The organism is Nocardioides sp. JCM 18998 (genome assembly GCF_055391535.1).
The window spans coordinates 1,845,419-1,864,123 of record NZ_AP043886.1 but is presented as its reverse complement, the minus strand read 5'-3'; the positions used below and the strand labels follow the sequence as shown (position 1 = coordinate 1,864,123).

11 protein-coding genes are annotated in these 18,705 nt (G+C 71.9%); 5 read left to right on the top strand and 6 right to left on the bottom strand.

Annotation, left to right across the window (positions count from 1 at the left end; translation table 11 throughout):
- Window position 1: 1 nt before the first annotated feature.
- From ACZ5L9_RS08715 to ACZ5L9_RS08695, 5 genes are all read right to left on the bottom strand, one after another.
- Entirely contained in the window at window positions 2-490 is a 489-nt protein-coding gene (locus ACZ5L9_RS08715) for a hypothetical protein (protein WP_464536210.1), read from the bottom strand.
- Window positions 491-497: 7 nt separating this feature from the next.
- Window positions 498-974, bottom strand: coding sequence for a phage tail protein (locus ACZ5L9_RS08710; RefSeq protein ID WP_464536208.1), 477 nt, complete (start codon window positions 972-974; stop codon window positions 498-500).
- Window positions 975-1,025: 51 nt separating this feature from the next.
- A complete protein-coding gene (locus tag ACZ5L9_RS08705) occupies window positions 1,026-2,597 on the bottom strand; it encodes a phage tail sheath family protein (RefSeq protein WP_464536206.1) in 1,572 nt (523 codons plus the stop codon).
- Window positions 2,598-2,716: 119 nt separating this feature from the next.
- On the bottom strand, window positions 2,717-3,109 hold the full coding sequence (locus ACZ5L9_RS08700; protein WP_464536204.1) for a DUF4280 domain-containing protein: 393 nt from the start codon (window positions 3,107-3,109) through the stop codon (window positions 2,717-2,719).
- 31 nt (window positions 3,110-3,140) lie between these two features.
- On the bottom strand, window positions 3,141-3,656 hold the full coding sequence (locus ACZ5L9_RS08695) for a septum formation family protein (protein WP_464536202.1): 516 nt from the start codon (window positions 3,654-3,656) through the stop codon (window positions 3,141-3,143).
- A 178-nt stretch (window positions 3,657-3,834) separates the two neighbouring features.
- On the opposite strand from ACZ5L9_RS08695, the gene ACZ5L9_RS08690 reads away from it, so the two are divergent.
- Genes ACZ5L9_RS08690 through ACZ5L9_RS08680 form a run of 3 tightly spaced genes read left to right on the top strand, consistent with a single transcriptional unit; the run spans window position 3,835 to window position 15,187 of the window.
- On the top strand, window positions 3,835-6,231 hold the full coding sequence (locus ACZ5L9_RS08690; protein ID WP_464536200.1) for a carboxypeptidase regulatory-like domain-containing protein: 2,397 nt from the start codon (window positions 3,835-3,837) through the stop codon (window positions 6,229-6,231).
- Window positions 6,232-6,234: 3 nt separating this feature from the next.
- Complete coding sequence (locus ACZ5L9_RS08685) at window positions 6,235-9,048, top strand: carboxypeptidase regulatory-like domain-containing protein (RefSeq protein WP_464536198.1); 2,814 nt, start codon at window positions 6,235-6,237, stop codon at window positions 9,046-9,048.
- The gene (locus ACZ5L9_RS08680) at window positions 9,041-15,187 is read left to right on the top strand and encodes a carboxypeptidase regulatory-like domain-containing protein (RefSeq protein WP_464536196.1); all 6,147 of its coding nucleotides are present in this window, start codon (window positions 9,041-9,043) and stop codon (window positions 15,185-15,187) included. Before ACZ5L9_RS08685 ends, ACZ5L9_RS08680 begins: the two co-directional genes overlap by 8 nt.
- Before the next feature lie 3 nt (window positions 15,188-15,190).
- Here the strand turns inward: ACZ5L9_RS08680 and ACZ5L9_RS08675 are convergent, their stop codons facing one another.
- Window positions 15,191-15,760: a Pvc16 family protein gene (locus tag ACZ5L9_RS08675; protein WP_464536194.1), complete on the bottom strand. Its 570-nt coding sequence runs from the start codon at window positions 15,758-15,760 to the stop codon at window positions 15,191-15,193.
- Window positions 15,761-15,884: 124 nt separating this feature from the next.
- Between ACZ5L9_RS08675 and ACZ5L9_RS08670 the strand changes: the two genes are divergently transcribed.
- Both ACZ5L9_RS08670 and ACZ5L9_RS08665 read left to right on the top strand, forming a co-directional pair.
- On the top strand, window positions 15,885-16,931 hold the full coding sequence (locus ACZ5L9_RS08670; protein WP_464536192.1) for a phosphatase PAP2 family protein: 1,047 nt from the start codon (window positions 15,885-15,887) through the stop codon (window positions 16,929-16,931).
- Window positions 16,928-18,694: an MFS transporter gene (locus ACZ5L9_RS08665; RefSeq protein ID WP_464536190.1), complete on the top strand. Its 1,767-nt coding sequence runs from the start codon at window positions 16,928-16,930 to the stop codon at window positions 18,692-18,694. The genes ACZ5L9_RS08670 and ACZ5L9_RS08665 overlap by 4 nt, the downstream gene beginning before the upstream one ends.
- Window positions 18,695-18,705 lie beyond the last annotated feature (11 nt).

Sequence of the window (18,705 nt, the reverse complement as noted above, 5' to 3'; positions counted from 1 at the left end):
CCTACTGCGTCCGCCTGGGGAGGTGCTCGACCGCGCTGCGCACGCCGGCGCCACCCGTACGGGACGGCACGATGCCGGCCTCGTCGACCGGCTCCGGCGACGCCTCGCCGGCCGCGGCGACCGGAGCCGTCGGGGTGCTCGCACCGAGGAGGTCGGACTCCTCCTGGGCGCGCATCAGCGCGTCGTACTCGGCCTGGTTGCCGAAGTTGATCACGCCGTAGAAGTCCTGGAGGAAGGCCAGGTCGACGGCGAAGAGCCCCTCGATGTCGTGCGTGGTGATCAGCTCGAGGGTCCCGAGCCGCTCGATCACGCGCGTCAGCACGAGGATCGTCAGCCGCGGGTCGTCCGGCCCGCTGACCATCGGGTCACGCAGCGGCTCCAGCTCGTCGCGGGCGGTGGCCAGCCGCATCGTGCCTTGACGATGCAGCTGGCCACTCCCGTCGACGTACCCCCGCGGAAGCGTGAACTCGTAGGACGTACGCAGTGTCACGCGAGGCTCACTTGACCCGCTGGAGACGCTCGATGACGATCGTGATCGTCTCCTTGACCGGCTCGTTGGAGTCGGAGCTCATCTGGTCGGTGGAGATCTTCGACGGCCAGCCGTTGAAGAAGTTGTACCGACCGACCTCCGCGCCCGACGAGTCGTACATGACGACCGAGCCGTTCTTACGGTTGTTGGTGCGGTCGCCGATGATGAAGCCCTTGTCGTTGATCGCGTGGAACCACTTCCAGATCGGGTCGTTCATCGCGTCCTTCGGCGCCATCCGGGTGACCGAGAGGTCGGAGACCTTGAGGATCGAGCCGCGGGTCTTGACCTGCTGCTTGACGCCCTTGGGGCCGGCCTGAGCGATGGTGACGATGTCGAACTCGAGGTCGAGGCCGCCGACGCTGGAGAGGACGATCGAGACGCCGTCGAGCTCCAGGTAGAAGTTCTGGGCGACGATCGGGTCCTGGCTGATGAGGTCGTTGGGCATGGTGCGCTCCCTTGCTGTCTGAGATGCCTGGTGGGGGGAAGCTCACGCCGCTCAGGCGGCGCTCTGCTTCTTCTGGCTGATGCGGAAGACGACGAACTCGGCCGGCTTGACCGGCGCGATGCCGACCTCGACGACGAGGAGACCGGCGTCGATCGCCTCCGGCGGGTTCGTCTCGGCGTCGCACTTCACGTAGAACGCCTCGTCGGCGCTGGCACCGAAGAGGGCGCCGGCGGTCCACAGGCCACGGAGGAAGCCGCTCACGGTCCGCTTCACGCCCTCCCACAGGGTGACGTCGTTGGGCTCGAAGACGGCGAACTGGGTGCCGGTGAGGATCGCGGTCTCGATCATGTTGAACAGGCGACGGACGTTGATGTAGGTCCAGTCGGTGTCCGATGCGAGGGTGCGCGCGCCCCAGACCCGGATGCCGCGGGTGCCGAACGGGCGGATGCAGTTGATCCCGATCGGGTTGAGCAGGGACTGCTCGTTCTGGGTGACGTTGCGCTCGAGGTCGAGCACGCCGCGGATGGTGTCGTTGGCCGGGGCCTTCCAGACGCCGCGGGTGTCGTCCGTACGGGCCCAGACGCCGGCGATGTGGCCCGACGGGGGGATCACGATCTCGCTGTCGCCGTTGGTCCCGGTCGGGTTCTCGACCTTGATCCACGGGTAGTAGAGGGCGGCGTACGCGGAGTCGTACATCGCGATCTCCGAGCGCCACTCCTTGACCTGCTGCGGGTTCATGCCCGGAGGAGCGTCGAGGACCGCCATCCGGTTGCCGTTCTGCTCGCAGTGGCTGATCAGCGCCGTCTGGACGGCCTTCCACAGGCCCAGGTCGATGCTGCCGTCCTCACGCGTGGCGGCGGTGACCAGGTCGGGGACGATCACCATGGTGACGTCCTCGGCGACCGCGAGGCCGCCGATGCCGCTGCGCGAGGACTCGGACCCGGCGAACTTGCGGCCGGTCACCGGGACGGCGACGGGCTCGGCCTTCTGCAGCGCGTAGACGCCCGGCTTGACCAGCTCGAGCTGGCCGGCGGTGTCGGCGTCCTCGGCGAGGTCGAGGTCGATCTTGATCTTGGTCGAGGTGGCGTTGACCTTGGTGGCGACGTTGGAGGCGCCGGCGGAGAAGGTGAGGCCCTCGAAGCTCTCCACGGCCTCGCCGCCCTCGAGCACGACGAGGGTGAAGGACGCCGGGGCGTCCTCGTCGTCGCCGGCATCCTCGGTCAGGACCGAGAGCGCGATGTCGGCGTCGGGCTCGAGGCTCTCGACCTTGACCGGCAGGCCGAGCGCTCGGTCGGAGGCCGGCAGCGCGAGCGTGGCCGGGGCGCCGGCAGGCTCGGTGTTCGGGACGCGGCAGATGTACGCGATCGAGCCGCCGTTGGCGAAGTAGCCGTAGACGGAGAGCGGCAGCATGCAGCCCTCGGCGAAGCCGCCGTAGAGGGCCTCGAACTGGCTCCAGCTGGTGACCAGGCGCGGGGCCAGGCCCTGCGGGTCGTTCGGGTCGTCGGTCGGGGCGGTCGCGGTGAAGCCGACGAAGGCGGCGATCGCGGTCGGGGCGGCGGTCAGCACCTTCTGCGAGGAGGTGACCTCCTCGACATAGACGCCGGGCGCGGTGTAGGTAGGCACAGGAGCTCCCTGAGGGCAGTGATGGATCCGTTGACTGGATGTTCAGGTGGGGGTGATGCAGGCAGGGTCGTACGTGCGACGGCGCTGCGGCCTCCCGAGTTGGCCGAGCCCGGGATGGCTCAGCCCGTCATGGTCTTCACCGTCCCCGGCCTGGTGATGGTGATGACGCCACCGAAGGCACAGTTGCAGGTCGCGGGAACGGTGAGTGCGGGCTTCCCGCCGATGAAGGTCGTGGTGGAACCGGGCGTCCACGGCGCCGGGACGACCGGCGTGCAGGGCATCGGCGTCAGGACGCCGAGCGCGGCCGCGGTAGCGCCCGCAACGGCCGGGTTCGACAGGCTCGAGCACATCCCGAACGGCGGGATGCCGGCCATCGGGACGTTCTCCATGATGGTGGCGGCGGGCATGTTCTCGATCAGCACCGTCTGGTTCTGCAGGACGATCAGGCTGGAGGGCGCGGCGCCCCAGCTGCAGGTCAGCTGCGCGCCCATGGCGACGTTCGGCTTGCCCATCAGGACCGGCCCCCGCCCGGGCGCGGCGCTGTCACTTCTTGCTCCCCTTGACGGTGCCGGTGAGGGGCCGGCCCGCGGTGGTGACGAAGCAGATGACCGTACGGTCGTCGTCCTGCCAGCTGCGCGCCGACGGCGCCAGATAGGTGAAGAAGAGCGAGGAGTCGAGGTAGCTCACGCCGACGTAGTCGGTGAAGCGTTGCGCGCACGCCCCCTGGGCGAAGGCGGCCAGGACGTCGTTGCCGGGGAACCCGCTACTCGGCTTGCCGTCGGCGCCGTCGGCCGGCACGTAGACGGCACGGGCGTACGCCTCCTTGCCGTGAGGCTTGGCGCAGGAGACCTCGTCGAGCGAGCTGACCTCGGCCTTGACCTCGGAGGGAGAGGCGAAGCACTGCCCCGGCTCGACCTCGAAGACCGAGGCCCCGTCACCGCCGGTGAAGCTGCAGGCGGCCAGCAGAGGGGACAGCAACAGGGAGGTGACGGCGCACGCCACCTTCGCTCGGTGGGTGCCGGCATGCGTCACCCACCCTCGGCCCTCCCTCAAGAACACAGGCGAATCATGCCCCCGAAAAGGGGGGTCGAGAAGCGGAACGGAACTATACGAGTGTCAAGACGCATGAGTTGGGTCATTTCGGATAGGGGCGACGCGACGCTCCGTTACGCTTCCCGCGGATGTCGATCGGTTGAGGGACCGGTCACGGGAGGTCCGTCGTGTTCCGAGCGCCCGCATGCGCGTAGCCACCGAGCACCGCACGCTGGTTGCGGACCCCGGTGCGAGCGTCGACGTCGTCGTCGACGTGGTGAACACCAGCGACCTCATCGACGGCGTCACCGCCCGCCTGGTCGGCCTCGAGTCCGCGACCGTGCGCGCCTCGCCGGAGGTGTTGCCGCTCTTCCCCGGCGCGAGCGGGCAGATCACCCTGACCATCGAGGTCCCCGCCAGCCAGCCCGCGGGCCTGCACCCGGTCAGCGTCGAGGTCGTCTCCCACGTCTCCGGCACCACCCGCCAGCACCTCGACGTCGAGCTCTCGGTCGGCGCCCAGCCCGGCGTACGCCTCTCCCGCCAGCCCGAGACGATCCGTGCGCGCCGCAGCGCCCGCTACGTGCTCGTCGTGGAGAACACCGGCAACGTCACGCTCGACGTGATGCTCGCGGCCAGCTCCCCCGACCGCTGCGCCACCCGGTTCAACCCCGCCACCCTGCGGACCGCGCCGGGCTCGATCACGCCGGTGATGCTCGGGGTCAAGGGCCCGCGGATGCTGACCGGCAGCGAGGTCGACCGGATCGTCACCGTCGACCTGGTCGGGCGTCGCGCCGACACCATCCCGGCGATGGAGGAGACCGAGACCGAGCCGGAGCTGACCGACCAGACCTCGGTCACGCTCAAGCAGCGGCCGCTGATCAGCCGCGGCCTGCTCACCGCGCTGATCCTGCTCGCCATCATCGCGCTGTGGGCCGGCGTCTTCCTCTTCGGCCTCACCCAGGTCTTCTCCGGCGACCCGCTCACCAAGAGCGCGCCGGCCTCGTTCTTCCCGGTCTCCGCCGCGACGGGCGGATCGGCCGACGGCTCCGCAGACGCCGCTGCCGACGCGCCGGCCGGCGCCACCCCGAAGACCGGCGTGGTCTCCCCCGGCGTCGGCGGCACCATCTCCGGCACCGTCACCGCGCACAGCAACAGCTCGCCGGTGGGCCGGATCCTGGTGCAGGCCTACCGGATGGGCCGCACCGGCCCGGTGCTGGTCAGCTCGGCCGCCACCCAGAGCGACGGGTCGTACACGCTGGCCGGGCTCTTCCCGACGACGTACTGGCTCAAGCTCAGCGCCGACGGCTACGCGACCCAGTGGGTGCCCTCCGCACCCGGGGCGGGCGCGACGAGCAACGCGGTGGCGAGCCTGAGTGGGGACGGGGACGGGGACGGGGACGGGGGCGCGGGCGACCAGGTCGCGCTCACCGCCGGGGTCGCGGGGATCCAGGTCACGGCGCAGGGCAAGGTCGACGGCGCCAACGCGGTCGTCCACGGGCAGAGCGCGCAGATCTCCGGCTCCGTCGACCAGGGCGACGCGCTCACCTCGGTGGCGACCACGGTGACCGCGCGGATGCTCGACGGCGGCCAGGCCACCGGGCAGGCGAGCGGGAAGGCCATCACCGACGTCACCGACGCCAGCGGGGCGTACTCGCTGCCCGGGCTGAAGGCACCCGGCACGTACGAGCTGAGCTTCACCACCCCCGGCTACCAGGTCACCACCCAGACCGAGACCGTCACCGGCGGCGAGCAGCGGCTCGAGCCGACGGTGCTGCTCAGCGCGCACACCGGCCAGCTCACCGGCCTGGTCACCGGCGGCGACACCAAGCAGGGCCTCGGCGGCGTCACCGTCAGCACGACCGTGGACGGCCAGGAGGTCTCCGTGATCACCCCGACCGTCGGGACTGTCGGCTCCTACAGCTTCGACAACCTGCCGACGCCCGGCACCTACGTCCTCACCTTCGCAGCCCCCGGCCACGGCACCGCCACCCGGATCTTCGACCTCGGCGCGGGCGAGAACGGCGTCGGCAACGTCGCCCTCACCGCCGGCACCGGCTCGATCAGCGGCACCCTCCTCGGCCCCGATGGGAAGGGCGTCGGGGGCGCCACCGTCACCGTGGGCGGCACCAGCGCGGCCTCCGGTGCCGCGGTCGCACCTGCGACGACGACCCTGACCAGCGGCACGGTCGGTGCGTTCACGCTGAGCGGTCTGGCCGCGCCCGGCTCCTACACCCTGACGTTCTCGATCGGCGGCTACCGCCCCGAGACCGTGCCGGTGACGCTCTCGGCCGACAAGCCGCCGGCCGCAGTGACCGCGCAGCTCAAGACCCAGCTGGTGCGGCTGTGGGGCACTGTCACCACGCCGAACGGCAAGAGCCTCGCCGGCGCGAGCGTGGTCGTCACCGACGGTGCGCACGCGTCCACCACCGCCTCCAGCCAGCCCGACGCCGCGCTGCCCGACGGCGGCTACCTCTTCACCGGCCTCGAGCCGGGCACCTACAGCGTGACGGTGAGTGCGCCGGGCTACGGCCAGCAGACCGCCCAGGTCACCCTCTCCACCGGCTCCGTGCGCCGCGACCTCTCCCTCCAGGCCGGTGGCTGAGCCGTGATCGTCGACATCGCGCCGCGCCGGCTCCCGGTCACCCCCGGGACACCGCAGGAGCTCCTGGTCACCGTCACCAACACCGGTGAGGTGATCGGCGGCTACACGTTGCGCGTCCTCGGCGCCGACCCCGGCTGGGTCCGGACCACCGACCAGACGTTCTCGCTCTTCCCCGAGGAGTCGCGGACGATCGAGATCGCGCTGACCGTCCCGCAGGGGATCCCGGCCGGTGAGCGGCGGATCGCGATCCAGCTGCGCGAGCTCACCCCGCCGGAGGAGAGCACGATCGACGAGGTCGTCCTCGTCGTCCCCGAAGCACCCGCGCTCCAGGTCCGCGCCGACCCGATGGCACAGCAGACCGGCCGCTCCGGCCGGTTCAGCCTGCTGGTCGACAACACCGGCAACACGCTGGTCCGCGGCCGGCTCGCCGGCGCGGACGCCGAGGGCAGGGTCACGTACGCCTTCTCCCCCGCCGGCCTGACCCTCGCCCCGGGCGAGCACGCCGTCGTCGACCTCAAGGTCAGGGCGCGCCGGCCGCTGCTGGGCTCCCCTGCGGTCCGCACGCTCTCGTTCTTCCTCGACCCGGTCGAGGGCACCCGGGTCGTGGTCGTCCCCGCCCCGCTCGCCAAGGCGGTCCCCCAGCAGTCCGGCGGCCCGGCGGGCGCCGCGCCCGCGAGCGAGGCCGGCAAGCGCAAGCGCGGCCGGAGCCGGCGCAGGAAGCAGCTCAAGGTCACCCCGGAGCGTGATGCTCCCGCGCTGGCCAACGCCACCCTCATCCAGCGCCCGGTGATCAGCCGCGGGTCGATGTCGCTGCTCGGCCTGCTGGTCGCCGTCACCGTCTTCGCCGTCGTGATCACGCTGGCGCTGTCCAAGATCGTCGGCCAGTCGGCCGCCGACCGGGACCTGGCGCTGCAGATCGCCTCCGCCGGCGACGGCGCCGGGACCGCCGGCACCTCCGGGCTCGGCGGGACCGTACGGCTGCTGACCTCCGGCACCCCGGTGCCGGGTGTCGCCGTGACCGTCTACAGCGCCGCCAACACCGACACCGCGCTCGCCACCACCGCCACCGGTGACGACGGCAGCTACCGCGTCGGCGAGCTTCCGGCCGGCGACTACAAGCTCACCTTCCGCGGCGCCGGCTTCGTCCAGCTGTGGTATCCGCAGGCCCTCGAGGCCTCGAACGCCACCACCGTCACCCTGACCGCGAACCAGCAGCACGCCGGCCTCGACGTCTCCCTCGGGGGCGTGCCCGCCACCATCTCCGGCACGATCAAGGGCGAGGACGTCGCCAACGCGACCCTCACCCTGCGCACCCCGGGCGGCGCGGTCGGCGGCCCGCCGGCATCCTCCACCCCGCCGGTCGCGGCCGCCGGCGACGTCGTCAGCGGCGGCGTCAGCGGTGGCGTCGCCGCCCGTACGGTCGTCCCGGCCGCCGACAGCAGCGACACCGCCGACAGCGGGGTCGATCCGGTCGCCCCGGCGAGCGGGACCGGCAGCGCCGGCGCCATCGTCACGACGGTGCCGATCGGCGCCGACGGCTCGTTCACCCTCCAGGACATCCCCTCACCGAGCGTGTACGAGGTCGAGGTCAGCAAGCCGGGGTACGCGACGTCCACCCAGCTGATCGACGTCTCCGCCGGTGAGGCCCGCAGCGACCTCGACATCACGCTGCGCAAGGGCGACGGCCTGATCTCCGGCACCGTCAACTCCACCGCCGGACCGCTCGGCGACGTCACCCTGACCGCGACGTCGGGCCAGACCACCGTCACCACGATCTCGCTGGACAAGGCCGACGACAGCCTGGCCAAGGGCAGCTTCGTGCTGCGCAGCCTGCCGACGCCGGCGCAGTTCACCATCGTCGCCTCGGCCGACGGCTACGCCTCGCAGACGATGAGCTTCAGCCTGGCCGCCGGCCAGCGGCTGACCGGCGTCTCGCTCACGCTCGGCCGCTCCTCGGGCGCGCTCTCCGGCTCGGTCGCCCTCAGCCCGGGCGGCGACCCGGCCGGCGGCGTCGGCGTCACCGTGACCGACGGCAGCCAGACCATCCAGACCGCGACCCAGTCCTCGGGTGAGGCGGTCGGCTCGTGGCGGGTCGACGGCCTGGCGCTGCCCGGCACCTACACCGTGACCTTCGCGCGCAACGACCTGGCCAGCCACTCCGTCTCGGTCTCGCTCGACTCCGACGGGCGGATCACGCCGTCCTCGATCGGCCCCGGCATCACCAGCGCCGGGATCTCGGTGTCGCTGCACCCCTCGACGGCCGTCCTGTACGGCGTGGTCAAGCAGCTGCGCGCATCAGGGGGCACGACCTCCGGCGCCTCGCCGATCGGCGAGGCCACCGTGCAGCTCTCGTCCGGCACGTCCACCTACACCGTGACCACCGCGTCGGTGCCCACCGACGCCGTCGGGGCGTACCGGATCGAGGGCATCCCGCCGGGCACCTACACCGCCAGCGTGAGCCTGGGCGGCGTCACCCCGACCTCGACGATCGTCACGTTGGCGGCCGGCGACGTGACCGCGTTCAACCCGAAGCTGGAGCCCGCCGCGTCGATCTCCGGCACCGTGGTCGACGCCAACAACCACCCGCTCGGACCGGGCTACGTCGTCGAGCTCTACCAGGCCGACGCGTACCCGCAGCTGGTCTACCGCACCACGACCACGACCGCGGCCGGCACGTTCACCTTCACCAACGTGGACGCCCCGCAGACCTACGTCGTCCAGGTCCGGCCGACCTCGGGCAGCGCCCCGACCGGCACCACCACGCTGCAGCTCTCCGCGAGCCAGGCCTCCACGGTGAAGGTGAAGACCCATGGCTGAGCCGCAGCAGGACGTCGCCCCCGGCGTCGCGGTCGCCACGCTCGTACGGACCGGCGCCGGGGTGCCGGTCACCGTCGAGGTGACGGTGGTCAACACCTCCGCTCGGGCCCGCGTGCTGACCGTCCTGCCGATCGGCGTGGACCCGGCCTGGCTGCCGGCACCGGCGACGACGCCGCTGCTGGCTCCCGGCGCGTCGTACGTCGTGGGCCTGACCCTCACCCCGAGCGCCGGCACCCTGCCGGCGCAGTACCCCCTCGCGATCAGCGTGCAGGCCCTCGACGCCGCCGGCGTCGCGAGCGGCGCACCGGTCGGGATCGCCGACACCGTGCTGGTGGTCAACCCGCGCGCCCAGCTCGCCCTCGAGATGGACCCGCCGCAGCTCACCGCGTGGCTCAGCCGCGGCTTCTCCGTGGTGCTGCGCAACACCGGCGGCGCCCCGGCCCAGGTCCGGCTGACGCCCCAGACGACCGGGTCGGTCCGGATCCGGCTGCGCGAACAGGACGTCACCGTCCCGGCCGGCGCGGTGCTGCGGGTCCGCGGCCGCGCCACGGCCCGGCACCCCCAGCTCCTCGGCATGCGGATGCGGCACGTGCTCCGCGTCGGCGCCACCGGCACCGAGGCCGCCCGGTACGCCGAGGGCGAGCTCACCCAGCGGCCGCTGGTGCCGCCGTTCTGGCTCAAGCTGATCGCCGTCGTCGGCATCCTGTCGATCTGGATCGCGGCGGGCATCACCTTCCTGCCCAAGCTGGCCGACCAGTTCGGCTCCGGCTCCGACGTGGTGACGATCCAGGCCGGCGGCAAGGGCGACACCGGCGACGGCTCCGGGGACGGGTCCGGCTCTGGGTCGGGGGGATCCGGCGGCTCCGGGAGCGGCTCGGGAGCGGCCGGTGGCGCAGGCACGGGAGGCGGGGGCACGGCCACCGGCGGCCGGGCACCGGCCGGCTCGGGGGTCCAGCTCAACGGCACGATCAAGGCCGCCGACCCCTCGGGGGTGCACGTCTCGATGCGCCCGACCTCGTTGGTCGACGAGGACGCCGAGCTCGGCGACGTGAGGACCGTCGGGGTGCCGGTTGCGCTGATGGCCTCGGTCGGCAAGGTCTCCTCCGAGACGATCATGCTGCGATCGGCCGCGACCACCCCGCAGCAACGCGCGACCGTCACCAGCACCGACGGGATCTGGTCCTTCCCCGGCGTCACCGCGCCCGGCTATTACCTGCTCGTCTTCAGCAAGCCCGGCTACCAGAGCCAGAGCTACGTGGTCGACTCGTCCGCGGCCACCGCCCAGGACCCCCTCGAGGTCGACCTGCAGCCCGGAGACGGCAGCCTCTCCGGCCTGATCACCGGGCCTGACGGCAAGCCCCTCGGTGGCGCGGCGATCACGATCAGCGACGGCACCAGCACCATCACCGCCAGTAGCAACACCACCGGCAAGGTGGGCACCTGGTCGGTGAGCGGTCTCTCCTCCCCTGCCAGCTACGTCGTCTCCGCCTCCGCCGACGGCACCAGCACCGAGGCCCGCGACGTCACCCTCGCGGCCGGCGCCAGCGGCACCGCCGACCTGCGGCTGCGGGCCGGCGTCGCCACCCTCAGCGGGGTCGTCTCCACGACCGGCGCCAGCGGCGTGGTCAAGGGCTTCGGCGGCGCCACCGTCACGGTCACCGACGGCGCCGGGACCACCCGTACGGCCACCACCGTCACCCAGGACCAGATCGCCGGCACCTACCACGTGCCGGCGCTGCCGGTGCCGGGCAGCTACACCGTCACGATGAGCGGCGACGGGCTGCAGACCGAGACCAGCCGGCTCCAGCTCGGCCGCGGCCAGGGCTCGGCCACGCTCAACGCGACGCTCGCCTCGTCGTCCGGCATCGTGCAGGGCACCGTCGTCGACGACACCGGCACCGGCCTGAGCGGCGCCGGCCTGGTGCTCTCCAACGCCGACCACACCTACAAGACGACCAGCACCGGCGGCACCACCGACGACGACGCCGGCTCGTTCCAGATCACCGGCGTCACGCCCGGCACCTACACCCTGACCACGCAGCTCTTCGCCTACACCGGCAGCACCCTGACGGTCGACGTCACGACCGGCGGGGTCGTCACCGAGCAGCCGCAGCTGGTCAAGCAGGCAGGCGGCGTCCTGCCCGCGACCGCCGTCATCCTCGGCTCCGCGATCGACGCCACCACCGGCAAGGCGATCAGCACCTGCCCCACGGCGGCGCCGTCGGGCACCGCGACCAGCAGCACGACCACCACGACCTCCGGCAGCGACACCACCACCGTGACCACCTCGACCGATCCGGGCCGCTGCCTCACCGCGAGCGTCACCGAGGACTCGGCGGCCGACCAGCCGGCCGGCACCGCGACGTACGTGGTGCCGTTCGGCGCCGCCGAGCAGTACAAGCTGCCCGGCACCGCACCCGGCGGTGCCGCCCTCGGCCTGCGCCCGGGTCTCTACACGGTGAAGGTCAGCGCGCCGGGGTACGAGTCCGCCACCGTCGACGTCCAGGTGCCGCTCGGGGCCTCGGTCACCGCGCCGGTCGCCTCGCTCCTGCGCGCGCCCACCGTCCAGGGCACGATCACCTCCAACGCAGACAGCACCCCGAAGGGCCCGACCTGCGTCATCGCGGTCCCCGAGAACTCGACGGCGAGCCAGACGTGTGGGACCCCCACCCCCAGCGGCTGTCAGGCGAGCCCCGTCACGTACAACGGGACGGGCGATGCCAGCGGTGCGCTCTGTGCGTACGTCGACGGCGCCGGCGAGTACAGCCTCCAGCTGCCGAAGCACGGCACCTACACGATCCGGGTCGTCCCCAGCGACGGGGAGTTCCTGCCGACCTCGGCGACCTTCAACCTCGATGCCGGTGCGACCCAGGTCTACGACCCGCACCTCAGCCGGCTCGGCCGGCTGCACGCGATCGTGCTGAAGCCCAACGGCAGCAGCAAGGGCAACCTGGTCGCCGCCGCGAAGAACACCGTGGTCACCGTCTCTCCGCTGACGTCCAGCGGCACGATCGACACCACCAGGCCGGCCGTGACCACGAGGGTCGACGACACCGGCCAGATCCAGCTCACCTCGCTCGCCGCGGGCTCGTACCGGCTGAGCGCGGACAACGGTGACGCCGTCGACCCGCAGTACAAGGGCTCGATCGACACCACTGTCTCGCTCAACAACGAGACCGCGGTGACGCTGTCGCTGACCAACCCGGTCGGCTCCATCGTCGGCACGGTCAGCACCACCTTCGACACCCAGACGAAGCCGGTCGACGGCGCGACCGTGAAGATCAGCGCCCCGATCGCGTACAGCGGGAACACCGCGATCTCGGGCGACACCTCACCGGTCACCAGCACGAAGGGCTGCTTCGGCGTCCAGTACGTCCCGGCAGCGCCGGCGACGTCGGTCACGCCGACCCCGCCCGGCTCCTGCGAGACCACCTGGTCCGCCGGCGCGCTGACGTCGAAGACGTTCCTCTCCTCCTCGGCCGACATCACGATCAGCAAGCCCGGCTACCAGACCAAGACGCTGACCGACTACGACCTCTCCACCACCTCGAGCAACGACTTCCTCCTCGACCCCTCGTCGGTGCGCTTCGCCGGCGTGGTGGCGACCGTCGACCCGGCGAGCGAGAACCCGTGGACGACGGCGACGTTCCACGTCACCTCCGCGGCCCTCAGCACCGGCGGGATCACGATCTCGGCGACCCAGACGACGCCCGGCACGGCGGCGCTCACCTGGACCGACACCTCCCTCGCCGTCGGCGGCGCCGCGGCGCCGATCAACATGGCCCGGCCGGGCACCTACACGATCACCGCCGACGCCACCGGCTTCGACAGCAACACCGGCACGCTGCGCTGCGACATCGACAACGGCACCAACGCCTCCACCGACTGCCAGTGGACCACCCCGCTGACGCTGCAGAAGCGGGCCAGCCTGACCATCGGTGCCGTCGACGGGACGACGCCGGTCACGGGCGCGACGTACGTCCTCCACGACGCGCAGGGCACCACCCTCGCCAAGAGCGACACCAGCGGCACCGGCACGGTGACGTTCACCGACCTCGCCCCGAACGCGGCGGGCACCCGCTACACGGTCACGATCCGGGCCGCCGGCTACCACTTCGGCACGGCCGGCACGAGCGGTGACCTCGCCCTGGCCTGTGGCGGCGCGAGCGCCACCGAGATCATCCTGGGCGCCGGTGCCTCCGCGAGCTGCGCCGCGAGCCTCGTCGCCGCACCGACGATCACCGGGACCGCCAACGGCTACACCTCGAAGGCGGGCGCCACCCCGGTCACCTCCGAGCCGCTCACGGACCTGACCGTCACCGCCCTCACGTGCACCGCTGCGGACCCCAGCACATGCGACGGCGCCACGACGTTCAGCGGCACCGTCGGAGGCGACGGCCGGTTCGCCATCACCGGCACCGCGACCGACGAGCTCAAGCCCGGCATCTACCAGGTCAGCGTCAGCGGCAGCGGCTGGCAGGCCGAGAGCGGCAGCGGCACCGCGTACGTGACCATCGCCGCCGACGGCACCGTCACGGGCAGCGCGGCCCTGACGCTGCGGCTCAAGACGGTCACCGTCAAGGTGACGCTCTCGGCCCAGGCCGCGGGCACCACCATCACCGACGCGGACGTGACCCTCCTGGACGGCAACAAGGCGGTGGCCGGCCACCTCACCGCCGCGAACGTCGGCTCGACCTACACGTTCACCGACCTGATGCCCGACACCTACCAGATCCAGGTGGTCGGCAAGACGATCCACGACGTCCTCGACGACCTGCCAGAGGTCGTCCGGGACACCAAGCCGGCGTACGACACCCAGAGCTTCACCGTCCTGGTGGTCCCGGGCGCCAGCTCGATGAGCGGGATCGTCAGCGACGACAGCACCCCGACCGCCAAGACCGTGGCGAACGCGGTGGTGCGGCTGTGCCCGTCCACCGCGACGACGACGATGTGCGCGACGGCCGTGAAGGGCACCGACGGCAACGCGATCAGCACCACGAGCGGCGCCGACGGCCGCTACGCGCTGCAGAACGTGCCCAACGGGCTGTACACGCTGTGGTTCTCCGCGTACGGCTTCCTCCCGACCGCGGCGACCAACCCCGACGGCACCAAGGTCTTCTCGGTCGACTTCCGCAACGCGGCCTGGAGCGTGCCGGTGCAGCTCCCGGTGGTGAGCCAGAACGTCACGCTGACCCTGACCAACGCGTCGGCCTCCGCGAACGACAACCTGAGCGGCTCCACGGTCGAGCTCGTCGGCGCCGACTCCCGCAACGCGGGCGTCCACAAGACCCCGTCGCTGCCCACCGGGACGACCAGCCTGGCGGCCGCCTTCAGCCAGGTGCCGTTCGGCTGCTGGACGATCGCGTGGACGCTGCCGAGCGACCACTTCGGCACCCTGTCCCAGACGGCCGCCGCGACCGAGGGACCGGCCACGAGCCCCGACCTGAGCTGCGGCGCCGGAACCATCCTGGTCTCCGGCAACTCGGGCACCCATGACGCATCGGCGACGACGCAGGTGACCGAGCACAAGGTCGTCGTGACGCCGGCCGTCAGCCCGACCTCGGGCGCGCCGAGCAACGCCACCGTCTCCTTGACCAACGGCACCACCACGACGCCCGCGCACACCGTCGCGATCAACACCGGCTACACGTACTGGGTCCCCGGCGCCGGATGGACGGCCAACGCCGGCGTCGCCACCAGCGAGTCCGCCGCGATGCAGGCCTGGTGGGCCCCCGGCGCTGCGTCCGCCGACTCCGGCTCCGCCGCGGCGCCGACCCTGACCCGGCGCCTGCAGACGGTGGTCGTCACGGTCACGAACGCCAACGGCAGCACCACGCTCACCGCGCTGAGCGCCGGCGGCGCCACGGTGAGCGGGACCCAGGACTCCACCGACAAGACGAAGTTCACCCTCCTGCTGCCGCCGGGCGTCTGGGACGTCACCGCCAAGCGAAGCGGCTACGACGACGCCGAGTACACCGACTGGGACAACACCGCCGCACCCGGTGCGGGCTCCTTCGGCCTCACCCTGACCAAGACGCCCGACCCGACGCCTTCGACGTCACCGTCGGCCAGCGCCTCGCCGAGCGCGTCCGCGGGCACCAGCGCCAGCCCGACGGCCGGCGCCAGCCCGACGAACTGAGGATCAGACCCGTACCGGCGGGATCGGGGTGGGGTTGCTGAGCACCTCGAGCCGCTCGACGGCCGGGGCCTGCAGCTCCCAGTCCCAGGTGTCGGCCGCGACGGTGACGGTGAGCAGCAGGCTGGGGCGCAGCTTGCCGCCGATGCCCTGCCAGATGTCGCGCGGGCTGAGCTGGCCGCCGAGTGCGATGCTCACCGACGAGCTGAGCCCGGCTGGCGCGATCTGCTCGGAGAAGGTCTGGGTGCCGGCCAACAGGCTGACCACGTCGCTGAGCAGCTGGTGCTCGTCACGCGGGCTGCCGGCCCAGGCGCTGATCATGTACCCGAGCTCGATCATCGGCTGCGGGCGGCGGCGCATCCCCAGGCCGTTCTCCCCGGCCCGCACCACCGGCGAACGGCTCGGCTGATCGCTGCGCTCGACCTGGTAGAGGAAGACGTTGACGGTCAGCCGGGAGAGCGAGGCCGCCCAGGTCTCGTTCGGGGTCTCAAAGCTGATGTCGCCCATCTGCTCCGAGAAGGAGAGTCCCTCGCGAAGGAGACGCTCGAAGCCCTGATCCACCTCGCTGATGAACATGACCACCTCCCGCGCAGAGCCTAGGGGCGGGCGGCGCCGGGCGTCGCGCAATCGGGTGGTTTGGGACCGCCGAGGACCCCTCGTGATCCGGGTCCTGAGCCATCCTCCCCGTACGATGCCCTCCGTGGGTGCCACCAGTGTCGAGACTCGTCCGTCGATCACGGAGTCCGACAACGGACCTCGGATCGGGCCGACGCTCGCCATCATGACGGGCACCGTGGTCGTCTTCGGGCTGATCGCGCTGCTGCGCTCGCACCAGGTCGACGTCCCGTTCCGCGACCCGCACGGCAAGATGTTCGCCCGCAAGCTGCTGGGCGCCGTCTGGGTGTTCGTCGCGCTCTCGGTGGTCGACGTGGCGATCCGCTCGTGGCGGTCGTGGCGCAGAGGCGCGGGCGACCTCCGCACGGTCGCGCGGGCGGTCGTACGGGCGCGGTGGGCGCCCTCGCGGCTGGCCCTCGTCGGCGCCGGGCTGCTGGCCTACCACCTCGTCTACATCTGCTACCGCAACCTCAAGTCGTGGCTGGCGTTCCGGCCGATCCACGACGACCGGATGCTCCAGCTGGACCGCGACCTCTTCTTCGGCCACAACCCGGCCACGGTGCTGCACGACCTGCTCGGCACCGACCTGATGGCGCATCCGCTGTCGTTCTTCTACGCGATCTTCACCTACGTCTGCACCGCCGCGGTGGTCGGCTGCCTGGCCTTCCTCGACGACATCCGCCGGGCGTACGTCATGGTGATCGCCGGCATGTGGACCTGGATCCTCGGCACCGCGTCGTACTACCTGATCCCCACGATGGGGCCGGTGTTCTCGATGCCGCAGGAGTTCGCGACCCTGCCGCACACCGCCGTGACCGACATGGTCACCGGCAACATCGCCGACCACGCCGAGTTCCTGGCCGACCCGCAGGCGCCGGGCGCCTTCGTCGGCGTCGCCGCCTTCGCCAGCCTGCACGTCGGCTTCACCACCACCGTGGTGCTGATGATGGCCTACCTGCGCAAGCCGGTGCTGACCTGGATCACCGGGCTCTACCTGATCCCCGTGGTGATCGCGACGGTCTACTTCGGCTGGCACTTCATCCCCGATCTGCTCGGCGGCGCCGTGCTCGCGGCGATGTCGGTCACGATCGGGCACCTGACGGTCTACCGGCGCCTGCGACGGCGGGCGTGAGCGGTGCCGTCGGGCGGCTGTGGCGCGATGACCGCTCCCGGACCGTCCTGATCACCTTCGTCGCCTCGACGCTGGTGATGCTGATCTGGCGATACGTCTTCTCCACCACCGGCGGCGACATCGCCGCCCAGGACGCCTGGGCCGAGTTCGTGCGGCTCCACCCGGGCAGCGCGTACAACTTCAGCTGGTACGGCGGGATGCACCCGGTCTCGTACAGCGTCGTCTCCCCGGCGATCATGGCGCGCGTCGGCGTCCGCACCACGCTGCTGCTGTCGAGCATCGGGCTCGCCACCCTGACGTCGCTCCTGATCGTCCAGCTTCCCGCGATCAAGCGGCCGCTGTGGCCGTCGCTGGCGGCGGTCGTCGCGGTCGGCGGCAACGCGGTCTCGGGCCGGGTCACGTTCGCCCTCGGCATGATGTTCGCACTGGCCGCGCTCGGCGCCGTCGTCGCCTGGCCGGCGTCGTGGCAGCTCGCCCACCGCCGCCGTCGCCAGGTCCAGGGCCTCGCGGCGATCGTGATGGCGACCCTGGCCACCTTCGGCAGCCCGGTCGCGGGCTTCTTCCTCGGCCTGATCGCGGCGGCGCTGTGGCTGTGCCGGCGCCGGGCCGCGGCGTACGTGCTCGGCGTCCCGCCGGTGCTTGTCGTGATCAACAGCGCGATCTGGTTCCCGTTCGGCGGGCGTCAGCCGATGCACTGGTACTCCGCGATCCTGCCGATCATCCTCGCGATCGCGGTCTGGCTGGTCTGCCCGACGACCTGGCGGGTGGTGCGGCTGACCGCGCTGATCTACGTCGTGGCGGTGCTCTTCTCCTGGCTCGTGCCGACGCCGATCGGCACCAACGTCGTCCGCCTCGCGCTGATCTTCGCGCCGGTGGTGCTGCTGGCCGCGCTCTGCTCGGGCAAGGACGTCAACCCGTGGCGGTTCGGGTTCCTCACGGTGCTGCCCGCCCGTCTCTTCATCGTGCTGGCGTTGATCACGAGCTTCTCCTGGCAGGCGGCCGTGGCCTCGCTCGACTACATCCACGAGCGGCCCAACGCGGCCTGGCGCTACGACATCAACGCGCTGCTGCATCAGCTCGCGATCCGCGACACCCAGCTCGGCCGGGTCGAGGTCGTCCCGTCGCGCTCGCACCGCGAGTCCTCGGCGCTGGCGCCGTACGTCAACCTGGCCCGCGGCTGGAACCGCCAGGCCGACCTCGAGCGCAACCCGCTCTTCTACGACTCCTCGACGCCGCTGACCGCCGACGCGTACCACGCCTGGCTGAACCGCTGGGCGGTCCACTACGTCGTGCTCCCGCCCGGCGACATCGACGGCGCCGGCAACGCCGAGGCGGAGCTGATCCGCTCGGGGCTGCCGTTCCTCACCCCGGTGTGGAGCAACTCCGACTGGCAGCTGTTCGCCGTCGTCGACCCGACCCCGCTGGTCGATCCGCCGGGCACGGTCGAGTCCTTCACCGCGACCCAGGTGACGGTGAAGGTGCCGAGCAAGGCGAACGTGCTGGTACGCGTCCCCGCCTCGCCGTGGCTGGCGGTCGTGGATGCCCAGGGCCGCGCACTCCCGGCGCCGACCAGCAGCGTCGAGGGCGAGCCCGCGTTCAACATCTACGGCTGCCTCACCACGCAGAGCGAGCCGACCGTCGAGGGGCAGCCCGAGGACACCTGGATCGTGCTGCACGCGCCGTCGGCGGGCACCTACCGGATCGGTGCGCCGTACACCATCCCGCGTGGAACGCCCTGCCCCGACGAGCTCTCCAACCCCTAGCCGACTCGGCC